The organism is Caenispirillum salinarum AK4 (assembly GCF_000315795.1).
GTDB classification, from domain to species: domain Bacteria; phylum Pseudomonadota; class Alphaproteobacteria; order Rhodospirillales; family Rhodospirillaceae; genus Caenispirillum; species Caenispirillum salinarum.
On sequence record NZ_ANHY01000010.1, the window covers coordinates 83685 to 98392 of the forward strand.

General features: G+C 67.9%; 15 protein-coding genes. 6 read left to right on the forward strand and 9 right to left on the reverse strand.

The window, feature by feature from the left end; genetic code table 11:
- Positions 1 to 11: 11 nt before the first annotated feature.
- The 3 genes from C882_RS11490 to C882_RS11500 all read right to left on the reverse strand — a co-directional run bounded on the left by C882_RS11490 (position 12) and on the right by C882_RS11500 (position 4000).
- A complete protein-coding gene (locus tag C882_RS11490; protein WP_009540776.1) occupies positions 12 to 728 on the reverse strand; it encodes a hypothetical protein in 717 nt (238 codons plus the stop codon).
- Positions 729 to 1031: 303 nt separating this feature from the next.
- Positions 1032 to 1883, reverse strand: a complete 852-nt coding sequence (locus C882_RS11495) for a division plane positioning ATPase MipZ (protein WP_009540777.1) — start codon at positions 1881 to 1883, stop codon at positions 1032 to 1034.
- Positions 1884 to 1924: 41 nt separating this feature from the next.
- Positions 1925 to 4000 (reverse strand): molybdopterin-containing oxidoreductase family protein, encoded by a 2076-nt coding sequence (locus C882_RS11500; protein ID WP_043645198.1) that lies wholly within the window; start codon positions 3998 to 4000, stop codon positions 1925 to 1927.
- Positions 4001 to 4223: 223 nt separating this feature from the next.
- On the opposite strand from C882_RS11500, the gene C882_RS11505 reads away from it, so the two are divergent.
- From C882_RS11505 to C882_RS11515, 3 genes are all read left to right on the forward strand, one after another.
- On the forward strand, positions 4224 to 4742 hold the full coding sequence (locus tag C882_RS11505) for a queuosine precursor transporter (protein ID WP_009540779.1): 519 nt from the start codon (positions 4224 to 4226) through the stop codon (positions 4740 to 4742).
- Between the two features lie 72 nt (positions 4743 to 4814).
- Entirely contained in the window at positions 4815 to 5918 is a 1104-nt protein-coding gene (locus C882_RS11510; RefSeq protein ID WP_009540780.1) for an NAD(P)/FAD-dependent oxidoreductase, read from the forward strand.
- Positions 5915 to 7006, forward strand: a complete 1092-nt coding sequence (locus C882_RS11515) for a hypothetical protein (protein ID WP_009540781.1) — start codon at positions 5915 to 5917, stop codon at positions 7004 to 7006. Before C882_RS11510 ends, C882_RS11515 begins: the two co-directional genes overlap by 4 nt.
- Here the strand turns inward: C882_RS11515 and C882_RS11520 are convergent.
- The 5 genes from C882_RS11520 to C882_RS11540 form a co-directional block, all read right to left on the reverse strand.
- Positions 6999 to 7343 (reverse strand): type II toxin-antitoxin system RelE/ParE family toxin, encoded by a 345-nt coding sequence (locus C882_RS11520; protein WP_043645100.1) that lies wholly within the window; start codon positions 7341 to 7343, stop codon positions 6999 to 7001. The two genes, C882_RS11515 and C882_RS11520, sit on opposite strands and share 8 nt — an antisense overlap.
- Positions 7340 to 7606, reverse strand: coding sequence for a type II toxin-antitoxin system ParD family antitoxin (locus tag C882_RS11525; RefSeq protein WP_009540783.1), 267 nt, complete (start codon positions 7604 to 7606; stop codon positions 7340 to 7342). Before C882_RS11525 ends, C882_RS11520 begins: the two co-directional genes overlap by 4 nt.
- Before the next feature lie 71 nt (positions 7607 to 7677).
- Positions 7678 to 7911, reverse strand: coding sequence for an FmdB family zinc ribbon protein (locus C882_RS11530; RefSeq protein WP_009540784.1), 234 nt, complete (start codon positions 7909 to 7911; stop codon positions 7678 to 7680).
- Between the two features lie 84 nt (positions 7912 to 7995).
- A complete protein-coding gene (locus C882_RS11535; RefSeq protein ID WP_009540785.1) occupies positions 7996 to 8292 on the reverse strand; it encodes a hypothetical protein in 297 nt (98 codons plus the stop codon).
- Positions 8293 to 8330: 38 nt separating this feature from the next.
- Positions 8331 to 9263 carry an NAD(P)H-dependent flavin oxidoreductase gene (locus C882_RS11540; protein ID WP_009540786.1) on the reverse strand — a complete coding sequence of 311 codons (933 nt, stop codon included), beginning with the start codon at positions 9261 to 9263 and terminating at the stop codon, positions 8331 to 8333.
- 158 nt (positions 9264 to 9421) lie between these two features.
- Here C882_RS11540 and C882_RS11545 point away from each other — a divergent pair, with 158 nt between their 5' ends.
- The gene (locus tag C882_RS11545) at positions 9422 to 11062 is read left to right on the forward strand and encodes an acyl-CoA synthetase (protein ID WP_009540787.1); all 1641 of its coding nucleotides are present in this window, start codon (positions 9422 to 9424) and stop codon (positions 11060 to 11062) included.
- Positions 11063 to 11137: 75 nt separating this feature from the next.
- Here C882_RS11545 and C882_RS11550 read toward each other — a convergent pair whose 3' ends face one another.
- Complete coding sequence (locus C882_RS11550; RefSeq protein WP_009540788.1) at positions 11138 to 11398, reverse strand: hypothetical protein; 261 nt, start codon at positions 11396 to 11398, stop codon at positions 11138 to 11140.
- Positions 11399 to 11658: 260 nt separating this feature from the next.
- Here C882_RS11550 and C882_RS11555 point away from each other — a divergent pair, with 260 nt between their 5' ends.
- Both C882_RS11555 and C882_RS24385 read left to right on the forward strand, forming a co-directional pair.
- Positions 11659 to 12702, forward strand: coding sequence for a Fe(3+) ABC transporter substrate-binding protein (locus tag C882_RS11555; RefSeq protein ID WP_043645103.1), 1044 nt, complete (start codon positions 11659 to 11661; stop codon positions 12700 to 12702).
- Positions 12703 to 13137: 435 nt separating this feature from the next.
- Entirely contained in the window at positions 13138 to 14091 is a 954-nt protein-coding gene (locus C882_RS24385; protein ID WP_009540790.1) for a lytic transglycosylase domain-containing protein, read from the forward strand.
- Positions 14092 to 14708 lie beyond the last annotated feature (617 nt).

Here is a 14708-nt window from a genome sequence, read left to right on the forward strand (position 1 = left end):
TGCCCGCGCCCTCAGCCGCCCATCTGGTGGGTGAGTTGCAGCACCGCCCGGTTGCCGCTGGACTTGCCGTAGTCGGCCAGCGCCTTGCGCCCGCCGGCGGCGAAGACGGCCACCGCGCTCAGCAGGTCATGCAGCTCCTTGGGGCTGTTGGCGTCGAACCGGCAGCAGGCCCCGCCCGACAGCTTGGCGACCTGCTGGAAGACCTGCTGGGCCTGCCGGTCGTCGCCCTCGTGGAACATGAAGGCCGGCAACCCGTTCAGCCCCATTTCGCCGGCCAGGTGGCAGAGCGTGTCCGGGTTCTCCTCCAGGCAATCGCCGACGAAGACCAGCGCCGCCACCTTCTGCTTGCGGGTCTCGTTCAGGGCATGGCGCAGCACGCGCTCGATCTGGGTGTGGCCGCCGATGCAGGACACCTTCTTCATGCGGCGGAGAAGATCATCGCCGTCGGTCAGCCATTGGGTGGCGCGGAATTCCCCGAAGCCGCGGTAGAACGCCACCTGCATCTCCAACCCGCCCAGGCCGGCGGCGACGGAGAACATCTCCATCTGAAGCTTGGACGCCTGGGCCCAGGTCGGCTGGCGGCTGGCCGTGGCATCCAGCGCGAACAGAAGCCGCCCCTTCCGGCCGGCCTCCGGGCGCGGCGCGGGCGTTGCCGCAACCTTGTTCAGGAAGGCGTCGACGTCCGATCCGGTGGAGCGCGGCGCCGGCGTGTTCTTGTCCTGGCTCATGAGCAATCCGCTTCCTCAAGTCTTCCAGGGAGATAGGAGGGCGGCGCCCGTTTTTCCAGATTGCCGGGCGGGGTAATCGTGGGGCCTGGGTCCGAAGGTTATTTTAAACCACCAAGACACCAAGGCACCAAGACAGCGCGCGAAGGCGCCATCTTTATTCCGGTTGCCACTGTCGCCGGGTATTCGACATGGTAATGAATAAGGAAACGAGGGAGCACGAGGGAGCCCGTGGCTCCCTCTTATTCACATTCCGGCGCAGCCGGAAAACCTTGGTGTCTTGGTGTCTTGGTGGTTCACCAAGAATCACGCACTCCGCTGCGCCAGTTGCTTGATGTTGATGGCGTCCAGAAGGGCGCGGAGTTCCTGGCGGGCGGCGACGTGGCTCATGCTCATTTCCACCTCGATGCCCGAATGCCTGAGATCGAGAAGCGTCAGGCCCTGCAGAAACAGCTCGCGATAGATGACGCGCTCGCCCAGGCCCGGCGCGGTGCGGAAGCCGATGCGCGTGGAAAGCTGGCCGACCAGGTCTTCCATCTGCCGTTTGATGCGGCTGTCCAGGTGGGACAGACGGTTGCGGATGACGATCCAGTCGACCGAGCCGCCATCCTTCAGCGCCCGGTTCTTGCGCGTCTCCCAGATGCTTTCGGCATAGTGGCTGGGACCCGCGATCTTCATGGTGTTGGGATCGACGCGGGCGATGACGTCCAGGTCGATGAAGCTGTCGTTCAGCGGCGTGATCAGCGTGTCGGCGAAGACGTGGCCGGCGCGGGACAGGTAGTTGTCGGACCCCGCCGTGTCGATGACCATCACGTCGCAGGTCTTGGTGTGCTGGTTCACGGCGCGCAGCAGGGTGCGCAGGTCCTTGTCCTTGTCCTCGCTGACCTTGATGGGCACGTGGGCCGGGCGCGGCAGGTCGACGTTGAGCTGCTCGCACAGGCGCTCGCGGTTTTCCACGTAGCGGGTCAGCGTGCCCTGACGGGCGTCCAGGTCGATGGTGCCGACGCGCAAGCCCTCGTACAGCAGGCTGACGATCAGGTGCATGGCGATGGTGGACTTGCCCGTGCCGCCCTTCTCGTTGCCGAGAACGATGACATGGCAGCCCTCCGCGCCCTGGTTCCAGTTGCGGCGTGCCGCGCTGGGAGCGTCTGCGTTCATGCGATGGCTCTCCCCCTGCCCTTCCATCCGGCCGAACCCGGTCACGCCGCGTCGTCCGCCGCGATCCAGACCGCCGTGTCGTGGAACACGGCGCCGCCGGCTGGCGGCGGCACGTCGGCGCTGGTCAGCGTGTTGATGCCCTCGCCCCCCGCGAAATCGGCGTTGGGCCAGATACTTTCCACAACCAATACACCACGGGGCAGCCCGTCGAAAAGCACCGCATGAAGCCGCACCCGGCCGCGCCCGTTGCCGATGGCCACCGCCCGCCCGTCGGTGATGCCGTGAGCGGCGGCGTCGTCGGGGTGGATCATCACCGTCGGGCGCTTTTCCTGCTTGCGACTGGTGGGCGTTTCCGTGAACGAGGAATTGAGGAAGTTCCGCGCCGGCGCCGCCACCAGACGGAAGGGCCGGTCATCGTCCACCTCGTCGATGATCGCAACATGGTCGGGCGCGCTGGGCAGCATGGCGCCCAGCGGGCCGAGCGCCTTCCAGTCCGGGTGGAAGTGGAAGCGGCCGTCGGCCTGCGGGAAGCCGCTGTGGAAGCAACCGCCGTCGCCGTGGTCGTTGCGCGACGAGACGTCGATTCCACCTGCCGCCCAGACCTCTTCCGCGCCGGGCCAGTCGCTGCGGCGGAGCGTCTCGTCGATCAGGTCCCACGCGCTCATGTGCATGGCCGGATGATCGGCGCCCAGGCGCTTCATCAGTTCGTTGAGGACCCAGTGGTTCTCGCGGGTCTCGCCGGGGCCGTCGATGATCTTGCGGCCGACCTGCAGCCACGTGTGGCCGCCGGCCTTGTAGAGGTCGTCATGCTCCAGGAACATGGTGGCGGGCAGCACCACATCGGCGTGGCGGGCGGTTTCCGTCATGATCTGCTCGTGCACGCAGACGAACAGGTCCTCGCGCGAAAAGCCCTCGCGGACCTTGCGGTGCTCGGGCGCGACCACGACGGGGTTGGTGTTCTGGATGAGCATGGCGTGCACGCCCGGACCGTCGCCGAGCGCATCGCGCTCGCCCGTCAGGATGGGGCCGATGCGACACATGTCCAGGCCGCGCACGGACGGGTCCGCGTGGTCGGACGCCATCACCAGCGACTGGTCCACGTGGAAGCCGCCGGAGTAGCTGTAGAGCCCGCCGCCGCCGCGCACGCTCCAAGCGCCGGTCACGGCCGGCAGGCAGGTGGCGGCGTGCATGGCCGCCGCGCCGTTGCGCTGGCGGGTGAAGCCGTAGCCGAAGCGGATGTAGGCCCGCTTCGTCGAGCCGTAGAGCCGCGCAAACGCCTCGATCTCTTCCGCCGGAATGCCGGTAATCCGTTCCGCCCACTCCGGCGTGCGGTCCTTCAGGTGGGCTTCGGTCGCCGCGCCGAAGTCGGTCATGCGGGCGAGGTAATCGCGGTCCGCCATCCCGTCGCGCAGCAGCACGTGCATCACGGCACACGCCAGCGCGCCGTCGGTGCCGGGGCGAAGCATCAGGTGCTGGTCGGCCTGCTTGGCCGTAGCATTGCGGTAGGGGTCCACCACCACGACCTTGGCGCCGTGCGCCTTCCGCGCCTTGGCGACGTGGGTCATCACCTGCACCTGGGTGTGCACGGCGTTGGTGCCCCAGAGCACGATCACTTCCGCGTCGGCGATCTCCAGCGAGGACGTGCCCGTCTTCTCGCCCACGCCCGCGAACCAGCCGGGGTCGGCCGTGCCGGTGCAGATGCTGCCGGTCTGGCGCGAATAGCCCAGAACATGCGTCAGCCGGTCGATGCCATCGCGCTGGATCAGCCCCATGGTGCCGGCGTAGTGGTAGGGCCAGACGCTTTCCTTGCCGTGCTTCGCCTCGGCGGCCTGGAAGGCTTCCGCCACCGTATCCAGCGCGTCATCCCACGAGCATTCCTCGAACCGGCCCGCGCCCTTGGGCCCGACGCGGCGCAGGGGCCTGGTCAGGCGGTCGGGGTTGTGCACGCGCTCGGCGTAGCGGGCGACCTTGGCGCAGACGACACCGTCGGTGAAGGGATGCTCCTTCGCGCCGTGCACGCGGCCGATGCGGTCGGAGCCGAGACGCTCCACCGACAGGGCACAGGCCGAGGGACAATCGTGGGGGCAGACGGAATACGCGAGGTCTGCGGAAGTCATGAACACCGATTTTTCACACGTTGGTCCTGTGCCGACTGTAGCGGGGATACCCGCCGCTGCCCACCGAAACCTTCGAGTCGCGGACCATGCGGCCAAGGCCGGCGTTGCGGCTTGAGCGGATTTGCGTTATCTGAGCCCCTGTTTCTCGCCCGGGCGGTGGTCGCCCTGGGTCGTGCCGGTCGCCTTTCAGCGACGCCTGGCCGAAGAAAGGATCTTTTCACCGATGAACCGCCTTGTCCTGCCCATCGCGGCGATGACCGCCGTCGTGGTCGCGTCCAACGTCCTGGTCCAGTACCCCATCAACGACTGGCTGACCTGGGGCGCGCTGACGTATCCGTTCGCCTTCCTCATCACCGACCTGACCAACCGTGCCGCCGGAGCCCCCGCCGCGCGGCGGGTGGTGACGATCGGCTTCCTGATCGCCGTCGTCATGTCCGCCTTCCTGGCGACGCCGCGCATTGCCGCCGCGTCGGGCGCGGCCTTCCTGACGGCGCAGCTTCTGGACGTCTACCTGTTCGACCGCCTGCGCAACGTGGGCAAGTGGTGGACCGCGCCGCTTTTGTCTTCCTCGGTGGGCTCGGCGCTGGACACCGCCGTCTTCTTCGCCGGCGCGTTTGCCTTCACGGCCGTGCCGTGGGTCACGCTGGGCCTGGGCGACTACGCCGTTAAGCTGGGGCTGGCGCTGCTGATGCTGATCCCCTTCCGTCTGGCGATCAGAACGGTCCTGGCGAAGCCCGCCTGAGACCGCATATAAAGGGGGCGGCCTTCTTCCGGAGGCCGCCCTTTTTGTGTCCGGTTTCAAGAGGATGGGAGCATGACGGAGCGCGTGGACTGCGTGGTGATCGGCGCCGGCGTCGTCGGCCTTGCGATTGCCCGCACGCTGGCGATGGCAGGGCGCGAGGTGATCGTGCTGGAGGCGGAGGACGCCATCGGCACCATCACCTCCAGCCGCAACAGCGAGGTCATCCACGCCGGCGTCTACTACCCCACCGGCAGCCTGAAGGCGCGCATGTGCGTGCGCGGCAACCGCATGCTGCACGCCTACTGCGACGCCCGCGCCGTGCCCTACGTCAACTGCACCAAGCTGATCGTCGCCACCGAGCCCGACGAGGTCGACGGCCTGAAGGGCATCCAGGTCAAGGCCGGCGAGAACGGCTGCCGGCTGGACTGGATGTCCGGCGCCGACGCCCGCGCGCTGGAACCAGCCCTGCGGTGCGAGGCCGCGCTGCACTCCCCCACCACCAGCATCATCGACAGCCACGCGCTGATGGTTTCCCTTCAGGGGGAGCTTGAGGACGCCGGCGGCATGGTCGCCTTCCTCTCGCCGGTGCTCGGCGGCCTGGCGATGGACGGCGGCCGGGTGCGGCTGAACGTGGGCGGGGCCGAACCCATGACGCTCGACGCCGCCACCGTCGTCAACTGCGCCGGCCTGGGCGCGCAAGAGGTCTCGCGGCGGATCGAGGGGTTGAACCGCGCTTCGGTCCCGCCCCTGCACTATTGCAAGGGCAACTACTTCACCATGACCGGCAAGGCGCCCTTCGAGCGCCTGATCTATCCCATGCCGACGGCCGCCAGCCTGGGGCTGCACTACACCCGCGACCTGGCCGGCCAGGGCCGGTTCGGCCCGGACGTCGAATGGATCGAGACGCTGGACTACAGCGTCGACGAGCAGCGGGCCGAGATGTTCTACGGCGCCATCCGCCGCTATTGGCCGGACCTCAAGGACGGTCAGCTGGCGGCCAGCTATTCCGGCATCCGCCCCAAGATCCAGGCAAAGGGAGAGCCGGCCCACGACTTCGACATCCAGGGCCCGGCACGCACGGGTCTTGCGGGGTATATGGCTCTTTACGGAATAGAAAGCCCGGGACTGACATCCTGCCTGGCAATCGCGGATTACGTGTCGGAGATGCTCTCGTGACCACCTGGCGGACGGCGGCGGCCCTGGCGGCCCTGGCTTTCGGACTGGCCTGCGCGCCGCTGGCGGCATCGGCGCAGGCACCCGAGGACATCATCATGCCGCAGCGCTCCTTCCCGCCGCAGCGGCCGGACACGCCGCTGGTCGAGGTGATCGAGGTTCCCGACTGGCGCGGCCGCGCCCGCGACATGATCGCCACGCTGGCGGAATACGGCCACGGCCGGGCGCCCGCCTTCACGCTGATGATGCGCGGACAGCCCGACCTTCTGTTCCAGACGCAGAAGGACGACGCCCTGGCGGAGCTTCTGCGCGCGCCGTCGGCGCTGGAGGACCTCGTGGGCGACGGCCCGCCGCCGGTCGGCAGCATGGACCGCCAGTTCGCCCGCACGCTGGACGCCATCGTCGCCGACAATCTCTACTGCGGCACAACGCCGCCGCTGACGGAGGAGCAGATCGCCGAGGCCGAGGATTTCGGCCTGCCGGTCTTTTCCATCGAGCGCTGCACCGACGCCATGACCGTGCAGCAGGCCCGCCGCTGGACGGAGGAGCACGGTGTCGTCTCGCACGTCACCACCGACGAACGCCTGAACAGCGTGCCCACCGGCCGGCTGCGCGATGCCAATCCCGAGATGGTCCAGGCCGCCGGCGAGGCGCAGAACGTGCTGTTCGTGCTGCACAACCGCCGCTATCCGGCCAAGGTGGACTGGCTGAACGCCCTGCGCGGCACCAACCACGACATGCTGGTGATCGCGCCGTTCTACAAGGGCGACACACCGCTGTCGGCCGACGAGGTGTATTCGCTCAAGTTCAAGAAGATGGGCAGTCCCCGCCTCGTCATCGCCCGCCTGCCCCTGACGGAGGCGCGCGACACGGCCTGGTACTGGAAGGAAAGCTGGAAGGTGGGCACCCCCGCCTTCATCAAGGCGCGCGGGCCCGAGCCCGGCACCTACATCGTCGACTTCGCCGACCCCGACTGGCGCGCCATCGTGGGCGAAACCTTCGCCGGGCTCATGGATTTGGGCTTCGACGGCATCATGCTCGACGGCCTGGAGGCGGTGGACGCCCTGACGGAAGACGGGCTGCTCAACTGAGGACGGTGGTGGGGTCCATCCGCTCGTGCAGGATGCGCACGATGATGATGCCATCCTCATCATCTTCCATTGTGTAAATGAGGACGTGACTCGCGCCTTTCGTCCGGCCCGTTACCAGTCGCACCGGATACATCGCCAGTCGAGGGCTGATATTGTCGGGGCTCGTCGAGCCGATCGGATCGGGACTTGCAGCAACAGCAAGGCAGGCGGCCATTATGTAGTCGCGGTATCTGGTTGCCTGCTGTCGACCGAACTCCCGTGTCGTATGGCGGAATATCGCCCGAAGATCCACCACGGCTTCCGGTGTGAAACGGTAGCCGCCGGCGGATGCCGTCACTCGCCATACTCCTCGCGCATGACGTCATCGAAGATTTCCTCGACGGACTTTGTGCTGAACCGACCGGCTCGCACGTCGGCAAGGCCCTTCTCAACCTCCTGACGCAGAATCTCCATCCGGCGATCGTACTCTGCCTTGCGCTCCCGCAGCTGCCGGATCGCGTCGCTGACGACGGCGCTGTCGTCCCCGTAATCCCCCCGGGCGACCTGCTCGCGGACGAATTCGGCAAGGCGGTCCGGCAGTTCGACGGTTACAGTCGCCATGAGCGATCTCCTGAAAATCACGGGGAAGAGATGAGCCCGGCCGCCCTTGCCGTCAAGAACGGCGTGCCGGGCTACACCTTCCCCTTGGTCTCCGATTTCGAATAGTTGCTGAAGTGCCCCTCCCTGGCGGCGGCCGCGCGGCCGCTGGCGAGGATGCGGCCCGACTTCATCTGCGGGGCGGGCGTCGACAGCAGGCGGTCCAGGGCCCCGCTCCCGCAGGACGGGCACGACGGCGTCTCTCCCGAGCGCACGAGCGTCTCGAAGGCGGCATCGCAGGCGGTGCAGCGGTAGGAATAAAGCGGCATGGGTCCCCTCACGTCAGGACGGTGTCACAGCGTGTTCCGGGGGCAGGAGTAATCCTACCACGCCCCATGCCGCCGCGACAGCCCTCAGCGGCCGGGCTTCTGCTTCTGCCCCTGGTCGGCGTCGCGCTCGCGTTCCTCCACCAGTTCCTCGTGAGCGGCGTCCTGGATGGCCGGGTAGTCCTGCTCCAGCGCCGGCGTGGCCTGGATCAGTTCGCCGATCACCTGTTCGGCGCGGCCTTCGTCCAGCGTCAGCCGGTGGGTCTTGGACAGGAACTCGTCGATGGGCAGGTCTTTCTCCGCCTGCTTGACCTCGTCCATGTCCATGCGCGCGCGCAGAAGCTGCTTGATCCAGTGCTTGAGTGTCGCCTGTTCCGGGGTCATGCCGTTCAGCCTCCCTGTGTCGTGTCAAATCAGCGGCATTAGAACAACGCGGTCGTCTCGGCGAAGGCCGCCTTGTATTCGTCCTCCAGCCGCGCAACCAGCTCCCCGGCGTGGGGAACGTCGCGGATAGAAGCGACGCCGTGGCCCGCCGACCAGATGTCGCGCCATGCCTTGGCCTCGCCGGCCATGTCCAGGTCCTTCTTGGGCGGCAGGTTCTGGGGGTCGAGGCCCGCGCGGATAAGGCTCTCGCGCAGGAAGTTGGCGTTCACGCCAGAGACCGAGTCCGTGTAGACGATATCGGCGACCTGGGCGTCGTGGATCATCTGCTTGTAGTCCTCCACGGCGCGGCTTTCGGCCGTGGCGATGAAGCGGGTGCCCATGTAGGCCAGGTCGGCCCCCATCATGCGCGCGGCTGCGACATGCCGGCCGGTGGAGATTGAGCCAGCCAGGATGATGGTGCCGGAAAAGAACGATCGCACTTCCTCGATCAGCGCAAAGGGGCTGGCGGTGCCGGCATGGCCGCCGGCGCCGGCACACACCAGGATCAGCCCGTCGACGCCCGCCTGCGCGGCCTTCTTTGCGTGGCGCAGCGTGATGACGTCGTGGAAGACCTTGCCGCCGTGGGCGTGGACCTTCTCCACCAGGTCGGGCACGGCGCCCAGCGAGGTGATGACCAGCGGCACCTTGCGCCGGGACACGACGTCCAGGTCGGCCTCCAGGCGCGGGTTGGTCTTGTGGACGATCAGGTTGACGCCATAGGACGCGCAGGCGCCGTGCGCGGCGCGGGCGGCCTCGATCTCGTCGATCCAGGCCTCGAAGCTTTCGGTGGAGCGGGCGTTCAGCGCCGGAAAGGTGCCGATCATGCCGGCCTTGCAGGTCTCGATCACCAGTTCGGGGCCGGAAACCAGGAACATGGGGGCGGCGATGGCAGGCAGGCGGAGGTTTTCGCGCAGGGGCGCCGGAATAGGCATGGACGGATGAACTCCTGTTGGATCGGTCAGGCGTTGACTTCCTCTGTTGCGGCGCCGCGCCCGGACCCTCCACCCCTGGCAGCTTGCGCCTGTCCGTGCTGGCGCCGTAACGTCAAAAAATACAACACAATCAACACGCCATGGGAAGGATACGCACCATGCTCCCCGATTCCCCGACGTCCTGGGCCGACGCCCGCGCCCGTTTTCGGTGGGATATCCCGGCCCGGACGAACATCGGAGTCGATGTCTGCGACCGCCATTGCACCGCGCCCGACGGGGCCGAACGGCCCGCGATCATCGTCGAGGACGCCGACGGCACCGTCACCACGACCAGCTTCGGAGACCTCAAGGACCAGTCGGACCGCCTCGCGGTGGCACTGGCCGCGCGCGGCGTGCAGCGAGGCGACCGCGTGGCGGTGCTTCTGCCGCAGTCGGTGGAGACCGCCGTGGCGCACATCGCCGCCTACAAGCTGGGATGCGTCGCGGTGCCGCTGTTCGTGCTGTTCGGGGAAGACGCACTGGAATACCGCCTGGCCGACTCCGGCGCCCGCGCGGTGGTGACCGATGCCGCCAACGTGGGGCGGGTGCTGGACCTCAAGGCTCGCCTGCCGGACCTGTCCTGCGTGCTGACCGCCGGCGGCGCCACCGGCGCGGCGGAAGACCTGCACGCCGCCATGGACGCCGCCGACCCGTCAGGTTTCAGCCCCGCCGACACCGCGGCCGACGACCCGGCCGTCATCATCTACACCAGCGGCACCACCGGAAAACCCAAGGGCGCCCTGCACGCCCACCGGGTTCTGCGCGGCCACCTGCCGGGCGTGGAAATGCCGCACGAGTTGTTCCCCAAGGAGGGCGACCTGTTCTGGACGCCCGCCGACTGGGCCTGGATCGGCGGCCTGCTGGACGTGCTGCTGCCCGCCCTGTTCCACGGCGTGCCGGTGCTGGCGCATCGCGCCCGCAAGTTCGATGCCGAGGAGGCCTTCTGCCTCATGGCCCGCCACAAGGTGCGCAACGTGTTCATGCCGCCGACGGCGCTGAAGATGCTGCGGCAGGTCAAGGACCCCGCCCGCTTCGGCGTGCGCCTGCGCTCCATCGGATCGGGCGGAGAGACGCTGGGGCGGGAGTTGCTGGACTGGGGCCGCGACGCCTTGGGCCTGACCATCAACGAGTTCTACGGCCAGACCGAGTGCAATCTGGTGCTGGGCAACTGCGCGGGGCTCGGCGAGGTGCGCGAGGGCAGCATGGGCCGCGCCATTCCCGGCCACACCGTCGCCATCATCGACGACACGGGCACCGAACTGCCGGCGGGCTCGGACGGGCACATCGCTGTGAAGGCGCCCGACCCGGTGATGTTCCTGGGCTACTGGAACAAGCCGGAGGCGACGGCGGAGAAGTTCATCGGCGACTGGCTGGTGACCGGCGACACCGGCCGCATGGACGATGACGGCTGGTTCTGGTTCCTGGGACGCGCCGACGACGTCATCACCACGGCCGGCTACCGCGTCGGCCCCGGCGAGGTGGAGGACGCCCTGATCCGCCATCCGGCCGTGCGGCTGGCCGCGGCCGTCGGCGTTCCGGACCCCGACCGGACGGAGATCGTCAAGGCTTTCATCGTGCCGGCGGACACCGCGGTCCTGGACGATCCGGACCGGCAGGAGGCGCTGGCGGCCGAAATCCAGGAGTTCGTTAAAACCCGCATGGCGCGGCACGCCTACCCACGGCGCATCGAGTTCGTCGCCGACCTGCCCATGACGACGACGGGCAAAATTCAGCGCAAGGTGCTGCGCGAGCACGGCTAACCCCTCGGCATCACGGGTGCAAACGGCGCCGCGCCAGGCCTGCCCCGGCGCGGCGCCATGCTGGCCGGCGGCTGCTCAGATGCTGAACGGCAGCTTCTCGACCCCGGTCACCACGAAGCCCTCGCTTTCGGGATGCTGCTCCAGAACCTTGGCACGGGCTTCATCCGCTGTGTCGGCGACCACTTCCACGTTACGTTCTTCCGCCCATTTTTCGTCGTAGACGTCATAGGGGCGGTTTTCCTTCAGCGCGTCGCGGGCGTTGGCGTTGTAGATCGCCACGGAAAACTTGCAGCAGCCCTGGCGCGGAACATTGAGCGGATCGGCGTGTTCGGTCATGGGTATCTCTCACCTTCGGTCGCATCGGTCGGTCTGGGCGGTGGTCGTCCCACCTACATAGATATCGACGCCCTTGGACCCGGCAGCGGTTGCGTCACCGGCTTCCTCAACCACATCAAAAATAAGGTGTTTACAAAAGGGCCGGCCTCTGCTAGCTCTTCAACTGAGACGCATTCTCATTTGCAGATTTTTTGCCCGGGGCGCCCCAGGCCCGGGCCGTTCCACGGACGATCGATAACGCTATCGGGAGCATAGTGACCATGACGCACCGCCTTCGCGGCCTCGGCCGCCTCACCGTCGCCGCCTTTGCCCTGGCCGCCCCGTCGGCCCTGTTCGCCGCCGACGCCGATGCCGCCGAAGTCAACCTGTACTCGGCCCGCAAGGAAGAGCTGATCCGCCCCATGCTCGACATCTTCACCAAGGAGACGGGCATCGAGGTCAACGTGCTGACCGCCAAGGCCGACCAGCTGGTGGAGCGCATCAAGGCCGAGGGCGAGAACAGCCCCGCCGACGTGCTGCTGACGGTCGACGCCGGCAACCTGGTCCGCGCCAAGGAGGCCGGCATCCTGGACACCGTCGAGTCCGAGGACCTGACCAGCCACATTCCGGCGCACTTCCGTGACGAGGAGAACCAGTGGTTCGGCCTGTCCCAGCGCGCCCGCGTGATCTTCTACGCCGAGGACCGCGTCGATCCGGCCGAACTGTCCACCTACGAGGCGCTGGCCGACGAGAAGTGGAACGACCGCATCTGCATCCGCTCCTCGGGCAACATCTACAACCAGTCGCTGATGGCCAGCCTGATCTCGCACCACGGCCAGGAAAAGGCCGCCGAGTGGGCCGAAGGCATGGTCGAGAACATGGCGCGCAAGCCGCAGGGCGGCGACCGTGACCAGATCAAGGCCGTGGCCGCCGGCGAGTGCGACATCGCCGTGACCAACACCTACTACGTCGTCGGCATGCTGCAGTCCAGCGACGAGAACGAACTGGCCGCCGCCGAGGCCGTCAACGTCTTCTACCCCAACCAGGACAGCACCGGTGCCCACGTCAACATCTCCGGCGGCGGCGTCGTGAAGGGCGCGCCGAACCGTGACGAGGCCGTGACCCTGCTGGAGTGGCTGGCCAGCGAGACGGCCCAGGAGATGTACGCCGAGGTCAACGGCGAGTACCCGGTGCGCCCGGGCGTCGAGTGGTCGGAAATCCTGCAGGCCTGGGGCACCTTCAAGGCCGACGACCTGCCCATGTCCACGCTGGGCGAGCTGAACGCCGAGGCCGTCAAGACCTTCGACCAGGCTGGCTGGCGCTAACACCGCACCACCGCCAAAGGCTTACCGCACGGCCTTATGCCTTTGGATAGCGCCACACGGTCATGTTGTGGCGCAACGCGGCGAAGTGCTAGACCTCGCGCCAGCGAGGCATTCTCTGCACCTCTCGCACCTCTCGACCCCCGGCACCCCGGTGCCGGGGGTTCTTTTTGCGCAAACGCGACCAGTTGCCGCTGCTGTAAAGCCCCCCGACATGCGCCGATGGGTGCAGAGCGGCCGTCGACGGGCGCCGTCGGCGCAGGCCAACGGCGGCACGGCGGCGGCTCAGCCTTTCGCGCCGGGGCGTGCCGCGGCGGTCCTGATGTCGGAATTCCTGACACCGAAGTCCGCCGTCGCCACGACCAGCCGCGCCTTTCCGCTTGGCCCGCCGCTTGCTCCTCCTCTGCCACCAGCCACGACGGAGGGAGCGGAGTCGCCATGCGGACGAGCGCCATCGGGAGGACCCGGACCACCACCAGCACCACCGCCGCCATCGCCTGCGCCCTGGCCCTTGGTGCCGTGTTCCTGGGCTCCACGGGCGGCGTGCCGCAAGCCGCCGCCGCCACCGGGGCGGCGCAGCGCGCTTTCGACCGCGCGGTGCAGCACCATCATGGCGAGGGCGCCGCGAAGAACCTGGCACGCGCGCAGCGGCTTTATTGCCAGGCCGGGCGCAGCGGCCACGCGGAGGCCGCGTTCACCATCGGCTGGATGTTCCTCAACGGCCGCGAGACGGCTCAGAGCGACGCTCAGGGCGCCGCCTGGATGGCCGCTGCCAAGCGCGCGGGCCATCCGACGGCCGGCAACGTGCTCAAGATGCTGGGCGGGGTGGAGACGGCGCGCGTGCGCCACTGCCCGACACCGCGAAGCGACACGGCCGTCGCCGGCGCCGGCGCCGGAGCGGGCGGCGGGGCGCGAGCCATCGAGACCTCCCGCCTGCCGCTGCGGCCACCGCCGGAAATCGACGCCCTGGCGCGTCGGGTCGCGGCCGAATACGAGGTGGCGCCCGAGTTGGTGCTGGCGGTGATCGCCGTGGAAAGCGCGTGGCGGCCGCACGTCGTCTCCCACGCCGGCGCCCAGGGCCTCATGCAGCTCATCCCGGAAACGGCCGCGCGATTCGGCGTCAGCGACCCCTTCGACCCCGAGCAGAACGTGCGCGGCGGCACCCGCTACCTGCGCTGGCTGCTGTCCCTGTTCCGCGGCGACGTGACGCGCGCCCTGGCCGCCTACAACGCCGGGGAACGGGCGGTTCTGCGGTACGGCGGCATTCCGCCCTACGAGGAGACCCAGAACTACGTGGTCAAGGTGCGGCGCTACTACCAGGCGGCGCGCCACCCCTACGACGCCGCCCTGGTCGGCCCGGACGTGCGCCTGCAGATTGCCCAGACGAACTGATCTTTGGGCGAGGTCGTACGCTTTCGGCAAGCTTTTTCAACAGGCGTACCTGGGGTATATACGTCCGGAACCACGACAAAATTGTGACGCGACGAAAGTATTACGGTGGTCTGTGACGGCGTGGTGTTTCAGGAAAGTCACAGGTGACGCAGTTTTCTCACTTGCTCATCCACTTTCCCGTTGACCGGGCTCACCCGAAAGTCCCTAATACCCAAGTCGCAGGTAGCTCGGGACCACCCAGGTTCCGCCGGTTTCACCCCCAACAGAATGTTCGGCCATGACGATCCATCGCACTGCTTCCGCTTTTGACGCATCCTCCGCAAACGTTTGCGCCGAGGTGTTCGCGGCCAATGATGATGACATCTGGCCGATGGACGACACCGCAGAGGCCCTGCGCCACCTGGGCCGGGATATTCTGGACGAGCCGGTGCCCGAGTTCCTGCTGAAGGCGCTGGAAGGCTGACGCCGCGCGCGTCACACCAGCGTCACAGCCGCCCGATTCCGGGCCTGAACGATCCAGGGGGAGCGCCGCGCGCTCCCTTTGTCGTGTCAGGCGACAGGCATCCGACTCGATCCCCGGCTCAACGAAGGCCCCGCCGCGCGTGTTGGTGTTCAGA